The 16,862-nt window shown below is 72.3% G+C and carries 17 protein-coding genes; 10 read left to right on the top strand and 7 right to left on the bottom strand.

Going from position 1 to position 16,862, the window contains the following annotated elements; translation table 11 throughout:
- Position 1: 1 nt before the first annotated feature.
- The 6 genes from ACYQ77_RS04760 to ACYQ77_RS04785 all read left to right on the top strand — a co-directional run bounded on the left by ACYQ77_RS04760 (position 2) and on the right by ACYQ77_RS04785 (position 5,987).
- On the top strand, positions 2–1,552 hold the full coding sequence (locus ACYQ77_RS04760; RefSeq protein WP_459707737.1) for an FAD-binding protein: 1,551 nt from the start codon (positions 2–4) through the stop codon (positions 1,550–1,552).
- A gap of 138 nt (positions 1,553–1,690) precedes the next feature.
- Positions 1,691–2,854, top strand: a complete 1,164-nt coding sequence (hsaA, locus tag ACYQ77_RS04765; protein WP_459707739.1) for a 3-hydroxy-9,10-secoandrosta-1,3,5(10)-triene-9,17-dione monooxygenase oxygenase subunit — start codon at positions 1,691–1,693, stop codon at positions 2,852–2,854.
- Positions 2,851–3,672 (top strand): 4,5:9,10-diseco-3-hydroxy-5,9,17-trioxoandrosta-1(10),2-diene-4-oate hydrolase, encoded by an 822-nt coding sequence (gene hsaD, locus ACYQ77_RS04770; protein WP_459707740.1) that lies wholly within the window; start codon positions 2,851–2,853, stop codon positions 3,670–3,672. Before hsaA ends, hsaD begins: the two co-directional genes overlap by 4 nt.
- Positions 3,672–4,577: an iron-dependent extradiol dioxygenase HsaC gene (gene hsaC, locus ACYQ77_RS04775; protein WP_459707742.1), complete on the top strand. Its 906-nt coding sequence runs from the start codon at positions 3,672–3,674 to the stop codon at positions 4,575–4,577. The genes hsaD and hsaC overlap by 1 nt, the downstream gene beginning before the upstream one ends.
- On the top strand, positions 4,538–5,110 hold the full coding sequence (gene hsaB, locus ACYQ77_RS04780; RefSeq protein WP_459707744.1) for a 3-hydroxy-9,10-secoandrosta-1,3,5(10)-triene-9,17-dione monooxygenase reductase subunit: 573 nt from the start codon (positions 4,538–4,540) through the stop codon (positions 5,108–5,110). The genes hsaC and hsaB overlap by 40 nt, the downstream gene beginning before the upstream one ends.
- 10 nt (positions 5,111–5,120) lie before the next feature.
- Positions 5,121–5,987, top strand: a complete 867-nt coding sequence (locus ACYQ77_RS04785; RefSeq protein WP_459707746.1) for an alpha/beta fold hydrolase — start codon at positions 5,121–5,123, stop codon at positions 5,985–5,987.
- Here the strand turns inward: ACYQ77_RS04785 and ACYQ77_RS04790 are convergent.
- Both ACYQ77_RS04790 and ACYQ77_RS04795 read right to left on the bottom strand, forming a co-directional pair.
- Complete coding sequence (locus tag ACYQ77_RS04790; RefSeq protein ID WP_459707747.1) at positions 5,977–6,708, bottom strand: hypothetical protein; 732 nt, start codon at positions 6,706–6,708, stop codon at positions 5,977–5,979. The two genes, ACYQ77_RS04785 and ACYQ77_RS04790, sit on opposite strands and share 11 nt — an antisense overlap.
- The gene (locus tag ACYQ77_RS04795) at positions 6,705–7,223 is read right to left on the bottom strand and encodes a SigE family RNA polymerase sigma factor (protein ID WP_459707749.1); all 519 of its coding nucleotides are present in this window, start codon (positions 7,221–7,223) and stop codon (positions 6,705–6,707) included. Before ACYQ77_RS04795 ends, ACYQ77_RS04790 begins: the two co-directional genes overlap by 4 nt.
- 47 nt (positions 7,224–7,270) lie before the next feature.
- Here ACYQ77_RS04795 and ACYQ77_RS04800 point away from each other — a divergent pair, with 47 nt between their 5' ends.
- On the top strand, positions 7,271–7,612 hold the full coding sequence (locus tag ACYQ77_RS04800) for an MmcQ/YjbR family DNA-binding protein (protein ID WP_459707750.1): 342 nt from the start codon (positions 7,271–7,273) through the stop codon (positions 7,610–7,612).
- Here the strand turns inward: ACYQ77_RS04800 and ACYQ77_RS04805 are convergent.
- Positions 7,583–8,524, bottom strand: a complete 942-nt coding sequence (locus tag ACYQ77_RS04805; RefSeq protein WP_459707752.1) for an acyl-CoA dehydrogenase family protein — start codon at positions 8,522–8,524, stop codon at positions 7,583–7,585. The two genes, ACYQ77_RS04800 and ACYQ77_RS04805, sit on opposite strands and share 30 nt — an antisense overlap.
- 111 nt (positions 8,525–8,635) lie before the next feature.
- Between ACYQ77_RS04805 and ACYQ77_RS04810 the strand changes: the two genes are divergently transcribed.
- Positions 8,636–10,165 carry a serine/threonine-protein kinase gene (locus ACYQ77_RS04810; RefSeq protein WP_459707754.1) on the top strand — a complete coding sequence of 510 codons (1,530 nt, stop codon included), beginning with the start codon at positions 8,636–8,638 and terminating at the stop codon, positions 10,163–10,165.
- On the opposite strand, the gene ACYQ77_RS04815 is transcribed toward ACYQ77_RS04810, so the two are convergent.
- The 3 genes from ACYQ77_RS04815 to ACYQ77_RS04825 are packed head-to-tail and all read right to left on the bottom strand — an operon-like array spanning position 10,143 to position 12,977.
- A complete protein-coding gene (locus tag ACYQ77_RS04815; RefSeq protein WP_459707755.1) occupies positions 10,143–11,021 on the bottom strand; it encodes an acyl-CoA dehydrogenase family protein in 879 nt (292 codons plus the stop codon). The two genes, ACYQ77_RS04810 and ACYQ77_RS04815, sit on opposite strands and share 23 nt — an antisense overlap.
- On the bottom strand, positions 11,018–12,148 hold the full coding sequence (locus ACYQ77_RS04820; RefSeq protein ID WP_459707757.1) for an acyl-CoA dehydrogenase family protein: 1,131 nt from the start codon (positions 12,146–12,148) through the stop codon (positions 11,018–11,020). Before ACYQ77_RS04820 ends, ACYQ77_RS04815 begins: the two co-directional genes overlap by 4 nt.
- Positions 12,138–12,977: an enoyl-CoA hydratase gene (locus ACYQ77_RS04825; protein WP_459707758.1), complete on the bottom strand. Its 840-nt coding sequence runs from the start codon at positions 12,975–12,977 to the stop codon at positions 12,138–12,140. The genes ACYQ77_RS04820 and ACYQ77_RS04825 overlap by 11 nt, the downstream gene beginning before the upstream one ends.
- Before the next feature lie 41 nt (positions 12,978–13,018).
- Between ACYQ77_RS04825 and ACYQ77_RS04830 the strand changes: the two genes are divergently transcribed.
- Both ACYQ77_RS04830 and ACYQ77_RS04835 read left to right on the top strand, forming a co-directional pair.
- Positions 13,019–14,155 (top strand): acyl-CoA dehydrogenase family protein, encoded by a 1,137-nt coding sequence (locus ACYQ77_RS04830; RefSeq protein ID WP_459707760.1) that lies wholly within the window; start codon positions 13,019–13,021, stop codon positions 14,153–14,155.
- A complete protein-coding gene (locus tag ACYQ77_RS04835) occupies positions 14,152–14,892 on the top strand; it encodes an SDR family oxidoreductase (RefSeq protein ID WP_459707762.1) in 741 nt (246 codons plus the stop codon). The genes ACYQ77_RS04830 and ACYQ77_RS04835 overlap by 4 nt, the downstream gene beginning before the upstream one ends.
- Before the next feature lie 830 nt (positions 14,893–15,722).
- Here the strand turns inward: ACYQ77_RS04835 and ACYQ77_RS04840 are convergent.
- Positions 15,723–16,850 carry a glycosyltransferase gene (locus ACYQ77_RS04840; protein WP_459707763.1) on the bottom strand — a complete coding sequence of 376 codons (1,128 nt, stop codon included), beginning with the start codon at positions 16,848–16,850 and terminating at the stop codon, positions 15,723–15,725.
- Positions 16,851–16,862: the final 12 nt, after the last annotated feature.

The raw sequence follows: 16,862 nt of genomic DNA on the forward strand, positions 1-16,862 counted from the left end.
CATGCCCTTGGAGTGGGACGAACACGCTGACGTGGTCGTGGTGGGTTTCGGCGGGGCGGGCGCGTGCGCCGCCCTGGAGGCCGCGCGGGCGGGCGCGTCCGTGCTGGCCGTCGACCGGTTCACAGGCGGCGGCGCGACCGCGATGTCCGGCGGCGTCGTCTACGCGGGCGGCGGCACGTCGGTGCAGAAGGCGGCGGGCGTGGTCGACACGGTCGACGAGATGGTCGCCTACCTGCGGCAGGAGACCGGCGACGTGATCTCCGAGGAGACCCTGCGGCGGTTCTGCGCGGAGAGCGCGGAGATGATCGACTGGCTCGCCGACGCGGGTGTGCCGTTCGACCCGTCGCTGTGCCCGTACAAGACGTCGTACCCGTCGAACGACTACTACCTGTACTACTCGGGCAGCGAGAACGCGTGGCCGTACCGTGCCACCGCCGCCCCGGCTCCGCGCGGCCACCGGACGCACGGACGGGGGACCTCCGGCCGGGTGTTCTTCGCGGCGCTCGCCTCCGCGGCACGGGCGGCGGGGGTCCGGGTCGTGCCGCAGACGACGGTGACCTCGCTGGTGGTCGAGGACGGGCGGGTCGTCGGCGTCGAGTGCCGGACGCTGCGGTCGCGGTGGCATCGCGTGCTGCACCGGTACGCCACCAAGCCCGGCCTGTACATCCCGGGTTTCGCGCGGAAGCTGCACCGGCGGATCGAGGCCGTCGAGGCCCGGCGCGGCCGGGTGGTCCGGATCCGGGCGCGGCGCGGGGTGGTGCTGTCGGCGGGCGGGTTCGTGAACAACCGCGAGATGCTCCGGTCGCATGCCCCCGAGTTCCGCGGCGGCCTGCCGCTGGGCACGCAGGGTGACGACGGCAGCGGCATTCGCCTGGGTGAGTCAGTCGGCGGCGTCACCGATCGGATGTCGACGGTGTCGGCGTGGCGTTTCCTGACGCCGCCGTCGGCGCTGCAACGCGGGGTGCTGGTCGACGCGGCGGGCGAGCGGTTCATCGACGAGTCGTCCTACGGCGCGGCCATCGGGGCGAAGCTGGTGAAGGAACGCGGCGGCAAGGCGTGGCTGCTGGTGGACGAGACGATCCTGCGCGCCGCGCGGCAGCAGATCCGCCGGGAAACCCTGTGGTTCCAAGGTGTTTCCGCGCGCTACCTCCTGCGAGGCGCACTGGTTCGCGGCCCATCGGTGGCGGAGGTGGCGCGTCGGTCGGGCGTCGACCCTGCCGGATTGGCGGCGACCGTGGCCGCGTACGGGCGGGGGGAGGACGCGTTCGGAAAGGCGGCTGAACTGGTGGCGCCGTTGACGGAGCCGTTCGCGTTGATCGACGTGTCGTACGGGCCGCGGCTCGGCTACCCGTGTCCGGTGCTCACCCTGGGCGGGCTCGTGGTGGACGAGGAGACCGGTCAGGTGACCGGGGTGCCGGGGTTGTACGCGGCGGGCCGCACGGCGGTCGGGATCTGCTCGAACTCCTACGTGAGCGGGCTGTCGCTGGCGGACTGCGTTTTCTCGGGCCGCAGAGCGGGCCGACACGCGGCGGGCAACAACGCGGTCAGCTGATCGAGCCGCGTGCTCACCTCGGCCATGGCCGTCCGCACCTCCTCGTGGGTGGTCCGGGTCGTGCGTTCGGCCGGCCGCGCGACGACGGCTCAGCGTCCCGGATCGACAGAAACGAGAACGTGTTCTAGTCTTGGTCGGGTGAGCGAACAGGTGCTTGACGCTGTGCGGGAGCTGCTCCCCGTGTTCCGGGAGCGGGCCCAGGCCACCGAGGACGCGCGCCGGGTCTCCGAGGAGTCGATCAAGGCCCTCCAGGAGACCGGGTTCTTCAAGCTGCTGCAGCCCAGCCGTTACGGCGGCATGGAGGCACACCCCAACGACTTCTACCGCGCCGTGCGGATGGTCGCGTCCGCGTGCGGGTCGACCGGGTGGGTGGCCGCCGTGCTCGGGTGTCACCCGTGGCAGCTCGGCCTGTTCGACGACCGCGCGCAGCAGGAGGTGTGGGGCGAGGACGACGACACCCGTGTCTCCTCGTCGTACGCGCCGATGGGCCGCGCGAAACCCGTGGACGGCGGGTTCGAGTTCACCGGCCGCTGGAGCTTCTCCTCCGGCTGCGACCACGCCACCTGGGTCTTCCTCGGCGGCCTGGTGCTCGGCGAGGACGGCACCCCGGTCGACTTCCGCACGTTCCTGCTCCCGCGCGCCGACTACGCCATCGAGGACGTCTGGGACACGATCGGCCTGCGTGGCACGGGCAGCAACGACATCATCGTCGACAAGGTGTTCGTGCCCGGGTACCGGACGTTGAGCTTCATGGACACCGGCAAGTGCTACGGGCCGGGCCAGGCGGTCAACACGGCACCGCTGTACAAGCTGCCGTTCGCGTCCGTGTTCTCGTGCTCGATCGCCACGCCGGTGATCGGGATGGCGACCGGCGCGTACGACGCCTACGTCACCCACACCCGCGAACGCGTGCGCGCGTCGACCGGTGGGAAGGCCGCCGAGGACCCGTTCAACCAGATCCGCATCGCCGAGGCCGCCAGCAGGATCGACGCCGCCGTGCTGCAGATCGAGCGGAACCTCGACGAGGAGATGCGGTACGTGACCGCGGGCGAGAAGATCCCCTTCCCGCTGCGGGTGCGCACGCGGAGGGACCAGGTCAACGCGACCGGTGCCGCGATCGCCGCCGTCGACCGGCTCTTCGAGAGCGCGGGCGGCCGTGCGCTGAAGGTCGGCACGCCGATCCAGCGCTTCTGGCGCGACGCGCACGCCGGCCGCGTGCACGCCATCAACGACCCCGAGAAGGCCCTCGTCATGTACGGGCAGGAGCAGCTCGGGCTCAAGGTGCAGGACGCGTGGATATGACGACAGAGGACGTTCGCGCGGGCATCCACTACCACGAGGACGGCAGCGGCGAGACCGTCGTCATGCTGCACGGCGGTGGTCCCGGCGCGTCCGGGTGGAGCAACTTCGGGCGCAACCTGCCCGTGTTCGCGGAGAAGTACCGCACGATCGTCGTGGACCAGCCCGGGTTCGGCGCCTCCGGCAAGCCGGAGATCACGAGCCAGTACTTCACCTTCTCCGCCGACGCGCTGCTGAAGTTCCTCGACGAGCTGGGCATCGAGAAGGCCCACTTCGTCGGCAACTCGCTCGGTGGTGGCACGGCCGTCCGGTTCGCGCTGCGCTACCCCGACCGCGCGGGCAGGCTGGTGCTGATGGCGCCCGGCGGGCTGGGGCTGAACGTGTTCGCCCCCGACCCGACCGAGGGCATCAAGAAGCTGTACCGGTTCGCGGCGCCACCCGGCCCGTCGAAGGAGAAGCTCGCCGACTTCCTGCGGACGCTGGTGTACGACCAGAAGCTCGTCACCGACGAGCTGGTCGACGAGCGCTACGCCGCCGCGAGCGACCCGGAATCCTTGCGTGCCATGGCATCCATGGGTGCGTCGTTCGCGGCCGACCCGGAGGAGGGCATGCTCTGGCGGGAGGCGCACCGGCTGCGGCAGCGGGTCCTGCTGGTGTGGGGTCGCGAGGACCGGGTGAACCCGCTCGACGGCGCGCTCGCCGCGCTGAAACTGATCCCGCGCGCACAGCTGCACGTGTTCGGCCGATGTGGACACTGGGCGCAGCTCGAGAAGTTCGCCGAGTTCAACCGCATCGCCATGGACTTCATCGGGAGCGAGTGATGGGCATCCGATCCCTCGGCTACCTGCGCGTCGAGGCCACCGACGTCGAGGCCTGGCGGACCTTCGGGCTCAAGGTCCTCGGCATGGTCGAGGGCAAGGGCGCCCGCGACGACGCGCTCTACCTGCGCATGGACGACTTCCCCGCGCGCCTGGTGATCCTGCCCGGCGAGACCGACCGGCTGTCGGCCTCCGGCTGGGAGGTCGCGAACGTCGGGGAGCTGGGCGAGGTGTGCGGCCGCCTGGAGGCCGCGGGCGTGCCGTACAAGGAAGGCACGCCGGAGGAGCGCAAGGACCGGCGCGTCGACCAGCTGATCACGTTCGACGACCCGTCGGGCAACACGCTCGAGGTGTTCCACGGCGCGGCGCTGGAACACCGGCGGGTCGTCAGCCCGTACGGGCACCGGTTCGTCACCGGCGAGCAGGGCCTCGGCCACGTCGTGCTGTCCACACGGGACGACGCGGAGGCGCTCGCCTTCTACCGCGACGTCCTCGGGTTCCGGCTCCGCGACTCGATGCGGCTGCCGCCGCAGCTGGTCGGCCGCCCCGCCGACGGCGAACCCGCGTGGCTGCGGTTCTTCGGCTGCAACCCGCGCCACCACAGCCTCGCGTTCCTGCCGATGCCGACACCGTCGGGCATCGTGCACCTCATGGTCGAGGTCGAGAACACCGACGACGTCGGCCTGTGCCACGACCGCGCGCTGCGCCGCAAGGTGCCGATGTCCGCCACGCTCGGGCGGCATGTCAACGACCTCATGCTGTCCTTCTACATGAAGACGCCCGGCGGCTTCGACGTGGAGTTCGGCTGCGAGGGCCGCCAGGTCGAGGACGAGTCGTGGATCGCGCGGGAGAGCACCGCGGTCTCGTTGTGGGGTCACGACTTCTCGATCGGCGCGCGGCCGCGGTGATTTCCCAGGCGCGTTTCCGGAAGGCGCTGGGCAACTTCTGCACCGGCGTCACGGTGGTGACCGCCATGCGCGACGCCGAACCGGTGGGCTTCGCGTGCCAGTCGTTCGCCGCGCTGTCGCTCGATCCGCCGCTCGTGCTGTTCTGCCCTGGGCGAACCTCGCGCACGTGGCCGCACATCGAGGCGTACGGCCACTTCTGCGTGAACGTGCTCGCCCATGCGCAACAGGACGTGAGCGCCACCTTCGGGAAAGCGGGCGCCGACAAGTTCTCGTGCGTGCCGTGGGCCCCCGCCCCGTCCGGCGCCCCGATCCTCGCGGGCGTCCTGACCTGGCTCGACTGCGCGGTGGAGGACGTCCACGACGGCGGCGACCACCACATCGTCGTCGGCCGCGTGACCACCCTCGGTGACCAGCGCGACGAGCGGCCGTTGCTGTTCCACCGCGGCGCGTACACCGTCACCGAGCCCGCCGAGCCGACGCCGGGCATCCTCGACAACCTCATCACCTGGTCCCGGCACGACGACTGGATCTAACCTGGCGTTCGTGCAGTTCCAGGAGATCGTCATCGAGACGGACCGGTTGGCCTTCCCGGCGTTCGCGGCGGGCGACGGCCCGGTCGTCGTGTGCTGGCACGGTTTCCCCGACCACCCCATGACGTTCGCGCCGCTGGCGCAGCGCCTCGTCACCGAGGGCCGCCGCGTGGTCATGCCGTTCCTGCGCGGGTTCCACCCGTCGACGGCCGACGCGCTGACCTACTCCGACGGCATCACGCTGGCCGCCGACGCGGCCGCGGTCGCCGAGTCGTTCGGCGAGCCGGTCGACATGATCGGTCACGACATCGGCGCCGGCATGGTGGGCCGGGTCGCCGCGGCGTGGCCGGACCACCTGAGGCGCGGCGTCACGCTCGCCGTCCCGCCGCCTGCCGGGCTCGCGAAGGTCTTCCAGGACCCGGCGCAGCTGCAGCGGTCGTTCTACATGTTCCTGTTCGCGGTCGACGGGCTCGCCGAGGCGGTGCTCAACACCGACCGCACGCTGATCGACTACCTGTGGGCGACGTGGTCGCCGCGCCTCGAGCTCGACCCCGTGCACAAGGCGCGGGTGCACGAGCTGTACGGCGACGAGAAGTACCTCGACAACGTGTTGAAGATCTACCGCGCGAACTTCGACCCGACCCGGTTCGACCCGGCGCTCGTGGACCGCGGCGGCCGCACCGAGGCGGCGGCGTCGAAACCGCTGCTGGTGCTGGGCGGCGGGGAGGACGGGTGCATCGACGCGCGTCACTTCGTCGACGTCCAGGACGGTCTCGCGCCGGGCTCGAAGGTGGAGATCCTGCCGAGGGCCGGGCACTTCATGCACCTCGAGCAGCCGGACGCGGTCGCGGCGCTGGTCCTCGACTGGTTCACCAGGTGAACGCGGTCGCGAACGCGAGCAGCTGCTCGTCGGTGAACGGCGGCTCGGTCCCGGTGTAGGCGACGTTGACGATGATGCCGGTGTGGCGGGGGCGCCACGCGGTCATCAGCTGTGTGCCGGCCGCCGGATACGCCTCCTCGTTCCTGCGCAGGACGTCCCTGTGGCCGACCGTGAGCATGTGGCCCGTCGGGCGGACGACGGCCTTCCCACCGCCCGCCAGCGCCACGACCTCGCCGGGTGCGGCCTTGACGGCCAGGCCGTCCGCGGTGAACACCTGGACCGCGACGCTGAGCCGGTCGTCGCCACGCTCGTACTGCGCGACCGCCTGGCACACCGCCACGATCGGCAGCGGCTCGTCGCCCTCCTCGGCGTCCCGGCACGCGAACGAGAACGGTTTCCCGCCCGCGAGCGAGACGTCCAGCGGACCGGGGGTGCCCGCGGGGAGCCGCTCCCAGCCCGGCAGTGCGATCTCGCCCTCGATCTCGGCCAGTTCCGCGGTGAGCCGGGCCGCGCGCTCGGTGGGCGGATCGCTCACCCGCACACCCTCGTCCCGTCCGAGGCTGACCGCCAGCGTGCCCGCGACCACCACGGCCAGCGCGGTCGCGGCACCCGCCCGCCGGTTGCGGGTGCGGGCTCGTGCCGTCTCGGCCACGCCGTCGACGGGTGCCGGCGCGACCTCGTCGGCCAGCAGCGACAGGCCGCGGGTGATGTCGTCGGTCATGAGTTCAGCTCCTCGAGCGTGTCGGCGTCCAGCGCGGCGCGCAGGGCCGCGAGACCCCGCGCGGCCTGGCTCTTGACGGTCCCTTCCGAGCAGCGCAGGATCGCGGCCGTCTCGGCGACGGAGTGCTGTGCCCAGTAGCGGAGCACCACCGCGGCGCGCTGCCGGGGCGGCAGCGTCGCGAGCGCGCTCCGGATGGTCTCCTTCAGGTGCACGTCCCCGGCGTGGTCGCGCTCCGGCGCGTGCGTGTCGGGCACGAGACCGTCGCGCGACTCGGCACGGCGCCACGGGCGGCGCCGCTCGTTCAGCCAGCACCGCAGTAGCGCCTTCCTGGCGTACGCGTCGGCCGCGTCGTGGTCCCGCAGCCTCGGCCACGCCTGGTACAGCCTGATCAGGCACGTCTGCACGAGGTCGTGCGCGAGGTGCCGGTCACCGCACAGCAGGTAGGCCAGCCGCGTCAGCGACGCCGCCGACCGGCTCGCGAACGCGGGGAAGTCGCTGCTGTCGCGCTTGCTCATACCTCTCACACACCTCCCGGGCGCCGGAGGTTGCAACACTGGGGCACATGGTGACCGAGAACGATGTGCGCGGGGTCGCGTTGTCGCTGCCGGAGACCACGGAGAAGCCGTCCTACGGCACGCCGGGCTTCCGCGTGAAGGACCGGCTCTTCGCGCGTCTGCGCCCGGAGGGCGACCTGCTGGTCTGGGTCGCCGACGAGGGGGAGAAGCGCGGGCTGGTCTCCTCGGAGCCGGAGAAGTTCGCCACCACCCCGCACTACGACGGCCACGCGAGCGTGCTCGTCCGGCTCGACGCGGTCGACGAGGACGAGCTGCGGGAGCTGCTCACCGAGTCGTGGCGGCTGCGGGCGCCGGCGAAGCTAGCCGCCGAGTTCGGCGGACAGCCATGACACGTGCTCGCGGGGCGAGCCGAACAGGTGCGTGTTGCCGTGCGCCCGCTTGAAGTAGAGGTGCGCGTCGTGCTCCCACGTGATCGCGACGCCGCCGTGCAGCTGGATCATCTCCGCCGCGACCTGCGCGAACGCCTCCGTGCACCACACCGTCGCGGTGGCCGCCGCGTGGGTGAGGTCCTCGCCGGTCGCCACGGCCGTCGCGGCCGCGAGTGACGCCGACTCGGCCGTCTCCACCAGCACGTGCATGTCGGCCATCCGGTGCTTGAGCGCCTGGAACGACCCGATCGGGCGGCCGAACTGGGTCCGCTGCTTGCTGTAGTCGACGGTGAGTTCCAGGCAGCGGGCCGCGGCGCCGGCCGACTCCGCGCACAGGGCGGCGCACGCCACGTCCCGCACCCACGCCATGTCGGGCGCGCCGAGGAACCGCCCGGCGCCGGTCGCCGTGACGGTCGCGAGCCTGCGGGTCGGGTCCATGCCACCCGCGGGGGTGACCACGACGTCCGACGGTGACAGCGCGTACAGCCCGTCGTCGCGCGGCACCAGGAACACGTCCGCGACCTGGGCGTTCAGCGCGTACGGGCCCCACACGAGCGAGGTCAGGGCACCCTCGGCGATGTCCGCGAGCACGTCGCCCGCACCCGCCGACGACGCCGCGGCGGCGGCCACCACCGAACCGAGGAAGGGACCGGGTGTCACGGTCCGGCCCAGCTCGGACAACACGACCCGGGTGTCGAGGAAGGTCGCCTCGCAGGTCGACGGGGCGGCCAGCGCCGTCAGCCCGAGGGCGGCCATGCGTGCCCACAGCTTCTCGTCGTGACCCGACGGTGACGTCATCGCCGACCGGGTGTCCGACTCACGGGTGAGCAGCTGGCGGAGGGTGTCACGCAGCGCGTCCTGCTCGGCGGTCACCCGCCAATTCAACCAAACAGTTGCTTGGTTGCCTAGGACGTAGCCCGATCAGGTGGATTCGATATCCTCGGGGCTCAGGTCGGGGGCCTGTCCGAATCCACACAAGGAGTCGTGGTCATCGAGAAGGGTGCACTTGTCGCCGGGCGCTACCGACTGATCGAACAGGTCGGCAGCGGTGCCATGGGCGTCGTGTGGAAGGCGCAGGACGAACGGCTCGGCCGTACCGTCGCGATCAAGCGGCTCGTCGCCCGGTACGCGATCGGCGACGTCATGACGGAGGAGACCCGGCGGCGGGCCATGCGCGAGGCCCGGATCGCCGCCCGGCTCCAGCACCGCAACGCGATCGCCCTGTTCGACGTCGCGGAACACGACGGCGACCCGATCCTGGTCATGGAGTTCCTGCCGTCCAAGAGCCTCTCGGCGGTGCTGGAGGAGCGCGGCACGCTGACCCCGAACGAGGCCGCGGAGATCGGCGCGCAGGTCGCGGAGGCCATCGCGGCCGCACACGCCGTCGGCATCGCGCACCGCGACATCAAGCCGGGCAACATCCTGCTCGCCGACAACGGCACGGTGAAGATCACCGACTTCGGCATCTCCCGCGCGCTCGACGACGGCACGGTGACCACGCAGACCGGCATGCTCGCGGGCACCCCCGCCTACCTCGCGCCGGAGATCGCGCGCGGCGACGAGCCGACCCGCGCCTCCGACGTGTTCTCCCTCGGCTCCACGCTCTACCACGCCATCGAGGGCAGGCCGCCGTTCGGCACCAACTCCAACCCGCTCGCGCTGCTGCACGCGGTCGCGTCCGGCAAGGTGCCGCCCGCCCGCAACGCGGGCCCGCTCGCGCCCGCGCTGATGAGCCTCATGCGCGTCGACCCCGCCGAGCGGCCGAGCATGCAGGAGGCGGCGGCCGCGCTGGCCTCCGCGGCGACGACACCGCCGGAGGGGATCCCCGCGGTCCCCGTCCGGCAGGTGCAGCACACCCCGCCGCGGCCGGTGATCGCCGCGACCCCGCCGCGCCCCGTCGTCCCCGCGCAGCCGACGGCCGCCCTGCCGAAGCCCGCGCAGGCGCCCCGGCAGGCCGGGCCGTCGCGGAAGAACCTCGTGATCGTGGGCGCGGTGGCGCTGGTCGTGCTGGTCGGCACGCTGTTCACGGTCCTCATGCTGACCGGCGACGAGACCCCCGGCGGCACCCGGCAGGCGGGTGGTGGCACCGGCCAGAACGGCGGCGGGACCAGCCAGACCCGGTCGACGGAGCCGTCCGACGACGCGCCCTCGACCAACCCGTCCGACCCCGGGACGAGCGCGCCCGACCCGGCAGGGCCGATCGACTACAGCCAGGCCGGGCTCATGGTGATCGACTACTTCGGCGAGCCGCAGAACTCGGCGAAGCGGTGGGCGCTGTTGTCGCAGCACGCGCAGGCCCTGTTCGGCGGGCGGGAGGCGTTCGACGAGTACTGGGCGGGGTTCAAGGACGTCTACTCGGAGAACGCCAGGAACGTGCGGCCCAACGCCGACGGCTCGGTGACCGTGCCGGTCGACGTCACCTACCTCACCGACGCGGGCGAGAAGACCGTGCACAAGGAGATCCGGGTGACCCGGATCGGCGGGAAGCTGGTCATCGACTCCGAAGCGAAGTGAGCACGCGGCGGCGGTGCCACGTCTGGGTGCCCCACGCGGAACGCAGCGCCCGGACCTTCAGCAGCCACCACGACAGGGCGTGCTCGCGGGTGAACCCGATCGCGCCGTGCACCTGCAGGGCGGCGCGCGCGGCGAGGTAGGCGGCGTCGGCGGCGGCGACCCTGGCGGCCGACACATCCCTGGTCTCGCCGGTCACCGCGGCCGCGTGCACGAGTGGCCGGGCGAACTCGAGCGCCACCAGCACGTTCGCGAGGTGGTGTTTGACCGCCTGGAACTCGCCGACCGGCCGGCCGAACTGCCGCCGCTGCGTCACGTACCCGCTCGCCTGGTCCAGCAGCCCGCGCCCGAGCCCGACCAGCTGGGCGGCCTGGCAGAGCACGCCCCGGTCGAGCACGTCCTCGGCGGTGCCGACCCACTCGCCGGGGCGGACCTCGAACAGCCGCCGGGCCGGATCGACCGAGGTCAGCAGGGCCCCGGGCACGGCCCGGCACACCGCGTCGCCGTCGACCACGTACGGGGTGGCCACGTCCGCGTCCAGCGCGTAGGGCACGTGCGGCGGCAGTGCGACGGTCGCCAGGTCGTCGGTGAGCCCGAGCGCGGGCGCCACCGCGTACGACTCGACCAGCGGGCCGGGCACCGCGTGCCTGCCCAGTTCCTCGAACACCACCACCTGCTCGACGGGCAGGTCGGCCAGCTCGGCCACGCCGATCTTGGCGAGCTTGCCCAGCAGGTCGAGGCCGGGTTCGTGGTCGCCGCCGGCCCACGCGGTGTTGACAGCGGGCACGTCGGTTGCGGAAAGCAACGCGTGCACGGTCGCGGCCAGCTCCCGCTGTTCGGTGCTCAGCGCGAACCTCATCGATCACCCCTCGGCAGGCCGAGCACCCGCTCGGCGACGACGTTGCGCTGGATCTCGTTGGTGCCCGCGTAGATCGGGCCGGCCAGCGCGAACAGGTAACCCGACCGCCACGCCCCCTCGAGTTCGCCGTCCGCGCCGAGCAGGTCGAGCGCGGTCTCGTGCAGTGCCACGTCCAGTTCGGACCAGAAGAGCTTGTTCACGCTGGACTCGGCGCCGAGCGCGCCGCCCTCGGCGAGGCGGCTGATCGTGCCGAGCGTGTACAGGCGGTAGGCCTGCGCGCCGATCCACGCGTCGGTGACCCGGTCGGCGAGGCGCGGGTCGGGGTTGGCGTGCCACAGGTCGACGAGCCGTTCGGCGGCCGCCATGAACCGGCCCGGGCTGCGCAGGGTGAGACCGCGCTCGTTGCCGGCGGTGGTCATGGCGACCTGCCAGCCCTCGCCGGGGGCGCCGATCACGTCGACGTCCGGCACGAACACGTCGTCGAGGAAGATCTCCGCGAACCCGGGGACGCCGTCGAGTTGCTGTATCGGACGGACGGTCACGCCGTCGGCCCGCAGGTCGAACATGAAGTACGTGAGTCCGCGGTGGCGCTGCGCCTCGGGGTCGGTGCGGAACAGGCCGAACGCGCGGTCGGCGTGGCTCGCCCTGCTGCTCCAGGTCTTCTGCCCGGTGAGCAGCCAGCCGCCGTCGGTCTGCACCGCCCTGCTGCGCACGGCCGCCAGGTCGGAGCCCGCCTCCGGCTCCGACCACGCCTGCGCCCAGATGTCGTCGGCGCGGGCCATGCGGGGGAGGATCCGGTCGCGTTGCTCGTCGGTGCCGTGGGCGAACAGCGTCGACGCGAGCAGCGCGATGCCGTTCGCGCTCACCCGGGCGGGCGCGCCCGCGGCGTAGTACTCGTCCTCGAACACCAGCCATTCCAGCAGCGACGCGTCGCGGCCGCCGTACTCGTGCGGCCAGGTCACGGCGGACAGGCGGGCCTCGGCGAGCGTGCGTTCCCACTGCCGGTGCAGGGGGAAGCCCTCGGCGGAGTCCATGGGCGGCAGCGGTTCGCGCGGGACGTTCGCGGCGAGCCAGTCCCGCACCTCGTCGCGGAAGGCGACGGTCGTCGCGTCCAGGTCAAGATCCACTGGCGTTCCTCATCGACCGGGCGTCCATGCCGCCGAGCGAGTCCGTGGACGTCTCGGCGTTGTGGGCGTGCGCGAAGTGGTGGAGGCCGAACACGGAGTCCATGCCGGCCCGCAGGCCCATCTGGTCCTCGGCCTGGTTCACCGCGCGCTTGGTGAGCGCGAGCCCGAACCGCGGCATGGCGGCGATCCGCCCGGCGATCGCTTCCGTCTCCGTGCGCAACTCGTCGCGGGGGACGACCTTGTTGACCATGCCCAGCTCGTAGGCGCGGGCGGCGCCGAACCGGTCGCCGGTGAACAGGAACTCCTTGGCCGCGCGGGGGCCGAGCACCCACGGGTGCGCGAAGTACTCGACGCCGGGGATGCCCATGCGCACCACGGGGTCGGAGAAGAACGCGTCGTCGGCGGCCACGATCAGGTCGCAGACCCAGGCGAGCATGAGCCCGCCCGCGATGCACGCGCCCTGCACCATCGCGATCGTGGGCTTCGGGATCTCCCGCCAGCGGCGGCACATCCCCAGGTAGACCTCCATCTCGCGGGCGTAGCGGCCGTCGCCGCCCGGCTTGCCGACGTGGTCCCACCACAGGACCGCCTTGCGGTCGAAGGTGGTGTCGACGTCGCGGCCCGGCGTGCCGATGTCGTGGCCCGCGGAGAAGTGCTTCCCTTCGCCTGCGAGCACGACGACCTTCACCGCGTCGTCGTCCACCGCGCGGCTGAAGGCGGCGTCCAGCGCGTAGGTCATCGCGGAGTTCTGGGCGTTGCGGTACTCGGGGCGGTTCATGGTGACGGTCGCGATCGGACCCTCGACCTCGTAACGGACGACCTCGGTCACGCTACCTCCTACCAAAGCAATTGCTTGGTAGGCTAACACCCGTGACGCCGCTGGAGGAGTTCCGCGCGACGGTGCGCGCATGGCTGGCCGACAACCTGTCCGGCGACTTCGCCGCACTGCGCGGACTGGGCGGCCCCGGCCGTGAGCACGAGGCGTTCGACGAGCGCATCGAGTGGGACCGCCACCTCGCCGCGTCGGGTTGGACGTGCCTGGGCTGGCCGCCCGAGCACGGCGGCCGCGGCGCGTCGATCGAGGAGCGGGTCGTCTTCCACGAGGAGTACGCCCGGGCAGGCGCGCCGGCACGGGTGAGCCACTTCGGCGAGGAACTGCTGGGCCCGACGCTGATCGCGCTGGGCACACCCGCGCAGCGGCAACGTTTCCTGCCGCCGATCAAGCGGGTCGAGGAGCTGTGGTGCCAGGGCTACTCGGAACCGGGCGCGGGCTCGGACCTGGCGTCGGTGTCGACCACCGCGACCCGCGACGGCGACGAGTGGGTGATCACCGGGCAGAAGGTGTGGACGTCCCTGGCCCACCTGGCGCAGTGGTGCTTCGCGGTGGTCAGGACGGAACCGGGCTCGAAGCGGCACAAGGGCCTGTCGTACTTGCTGGTGCCGATGGACCAGCCCGGTGTGGAGGTGCGTCCCATCGAGCAACTGACCGGCGGCTCGGAGTTCAACGAGGTGTTCTTCACCGCGGCCCGCACGCCGGCGGACCTGGTGGTGGGCGCCCCGGGTGACGGCTGGCGGGTGGCGATGACGACGCTGGGCTTCGAACGCGGCGCCGCCACCCTCGGCCAGCAGGTCGGCTTCCGGCGCGAACTGGACGCGCTGATCGGGCTGGCGCGTGACACCGGCGCGCTGGACGACCCGGTGCTGAAGGACAAGCTGACGAGGGCGCGCATCGGCCTGGACGTGATGCGCTGGCACGCACTGCGAACGATCGACGGTGAGGGCGCGTCGGTGACGAAGCTGGTGTGGGCGACGTGGCACCGGGCGCTGGGCGAGCTGGCGATGGAGGTGCTGGGCGCGGTGGGCATGGCCACGGACGGGGAGTTGTCCGAGTGGCAGCGCCTGTTCCTGTTCACCAGGGCGGACACGATCTACGGCGGTTCGAACGAGATCCAGCGCAACATCATCGCCGAGCGGGTGCTCGGCCTGCCGAGGGAGGCGCGTCCGTGACCGGTCACGACCTGCTGAAGGACAAGGTCGTGGTGGTCACCGCGGCCGCGGGCACGGGCATCGGCTCGGCGGTCGCGCGGCGGTGCGCGGAAGAGGGCGCACAGGTGGTGATCAGCGACTGGCACGAGAAGCGCCTGGAGAAGACGGCGGCCGAACTGGGCACGCACGCGATCCCGTGCGATGTCACGAACGAGGACCAGGTCCAGGCGTTGATCAACGGAACGGTGGCCGAGTACGGCCGCCTGGACGTGATGATCAACAACGCGGGCCTGGGCGGCACGCGCTCGATCGTCGACATGACCGACGAGGAGTGGACCAGGGTGCTGGACGTGACGTTGAACGGCACGTTCCGCTGCACGAGGGCCGCGCTGCGCCAGATGGTCGAGCAGGGCGCGGGCGCGGTGGTGAACAACGCGTCGGTGGTGGGGTGGCGAGCGCAGGAGGGCCAGGCCCACTACGCGGCGGCGAAAGCGGGCGTGATGGCACTGACCCGCTGCGCGGCGATGGATGTCGCGGCACACGGGATCCGCGTCAACGCGGTGGCGCCGAGCCTGGCCGCACACCCGTTCCTGGCAAAGGTGACGAGCGAGGACCTGCTGGCCGAACTGGCGGCGAAGGAGGCGTTCGGCCGAGCGGCGGAACCGTGGGAAGTGGCGAACGTGATGGTGTTCCTGGCAAGCGACTACGCGTCCTACATGACCGGCGAGGTCGTCTCGGTGAGCAGCCAGCACCCGTGACCCGGTGGACAACTCCGGCCCGCAGCGCCGAGAGTGTCGGTGGCCCGTGGGAGGCTGGCAACCGGGGGCCGGAGGCCAGCCCCATGTCGTTCCCGCACGCGGGATGCGGGCAACCCGGTCTTGTGAGACACCGGAGACCGGCGTGTGGACAACCTCGGCCCGCAGCGCCGAGAGTGTCGGTGGTCCATGGCAGGCTGGCATCGGGGGCCGGAGGCCGACCCCCCTGTCGCCGCCACTCGCCGGTGGGCAATCAGCCCGGAGCCTGCCGGTTCCTTGTGCGACGCCCGAGGCCGACACCTGCCTGTGGACAACCTGCGGCCCGCAGCGCCAAAACGGTCGGTGGCCCGTGGGAGGCTGGCAACCGGGGGCCGGAGGCCAAGCCCGGACCGCCGCGGCCTGCGGATTGTGGACAACCAGCCGAGGTGCGCCAGAAACCGTCGGTCCCCCGTGAGAGGCTGGATCCGGGGGCCGGAGGCCAGCCCCTGTCACTGCCGCGTGCGGATGCGCGCACTCACCCGGATGCCGGAGCCCACCTGTCTGTGGACAACCTCGGCCGCCAGCGCCAAAACTGTCGGTGCCCCATGGCAGGCTGGCAACCGGGGGCCGGAGGCCAAGCCGGGCCCGCCGCGGCCTGCGGGTTGTGGACAACCAGCCGCGGTGCGCCAGAAACTGTCGGTCCCCCGTGAGAGGCTGGACCCGGGGGCCGGAGGCCAGCCGCCATCGCGAGCTGTGGACAACCAACCGCCGCGAAGCCGAATCTGTCGGTGCCGCATGAGACGCTGGAACCGGGGCCGGAGGCCAAGCCCCGAGACCCCACGAACGTCAACCCCTCACGCGACCCCGGTGATCAACGAAACCGCCTCCGCCACCGGTGGCAGTGAAGCGACCTCGTCCCGGACCTTCGAGGCCGCCGCCCGGTACGACGGTGTGCCCAGCACCTCCGACACCGCCGCCCGCACCTCCGCCACCGTCGCGGGCCGGTCCTCGCCGCCGCCCACCGCGAGTCCCACGCCCATCGCCGCCACGCGGGCCGCGTTGTCCGGCTGGTCCGCGAACTGCGGCACGACCACCATCGGCACCCCGGCCGTCAACCCGCCGAGCACGGTCCCCGTCCCGCCGTGGCACACCATCGCCGCCGCCGAGGCCAGCACGTCGTGTTGCGGCACCCACCGCTCGACCCGCACGTTCGGCGGGTACCCGTCGACGTCCCCGGCGTCGCCGACGGTCGCGAGCACCCGCACCGGCAGGTCGGCCACCGCATCGACGACCGTCCGGAACGTCGTCGCCGCGAACGGGACCTGGGCGGCGACCGTCCCGAACGTCGCGTACACCAGCGGCCGCGAACCGCTCCAGTCCGACGTCGGCGCGGGCACCGGCGGCCGGAACCGGTGCACCGGCGGCCCGTCCGGCTCCTCGAACGACTCCGGCAGCAGGCTGACCGAGGTCAGGTCGTGGAGGAACCGGCCCTCCTCGTCGGCGGGCAGCCCGAGCGACGCCCGCAGCCCGGCGAGTGCCCGCGCGCCCAGCCCGGCCGTGAAGCCGAGGAACTTCGACAGCCCGATCAGCACCTGCACCTGCGGCACCCCGCGCAGCTCGGCCGCGAGCGCGGACCCCAGCTCGCCGATCTCACGCAGGACGACGTCCGGCCGCCACTCGTCGATCGCGGACAGCATGCCCGGCAGGATCGACCGGGCGGCCATCTCGCCGCCGACGATCATCGTGACCTCGTTCCGCTCCTCCGGCGGCGCGGCCATGAACCGCGCCATGAACGCCGCTCGCTCGTCCGGATCGACGTCGGGACACGGCCAGTGCCGGAAGCCGGCGCGTTCGACCGCGGCGGCGAACGACACGGGCGCCGCGACGAGCACCTCGTGCCCGGCGGCGCGCCAGGCCTCGGCGAACGGCACCATCGGTCCGAAATGCCCGGCATTGGCGGTGGTGGCCAGTAGAAGACGCATTCGTTTCCCCCT

Source organism: Actinophytocola sp. KF-1 (assembly GCF_054661535.1).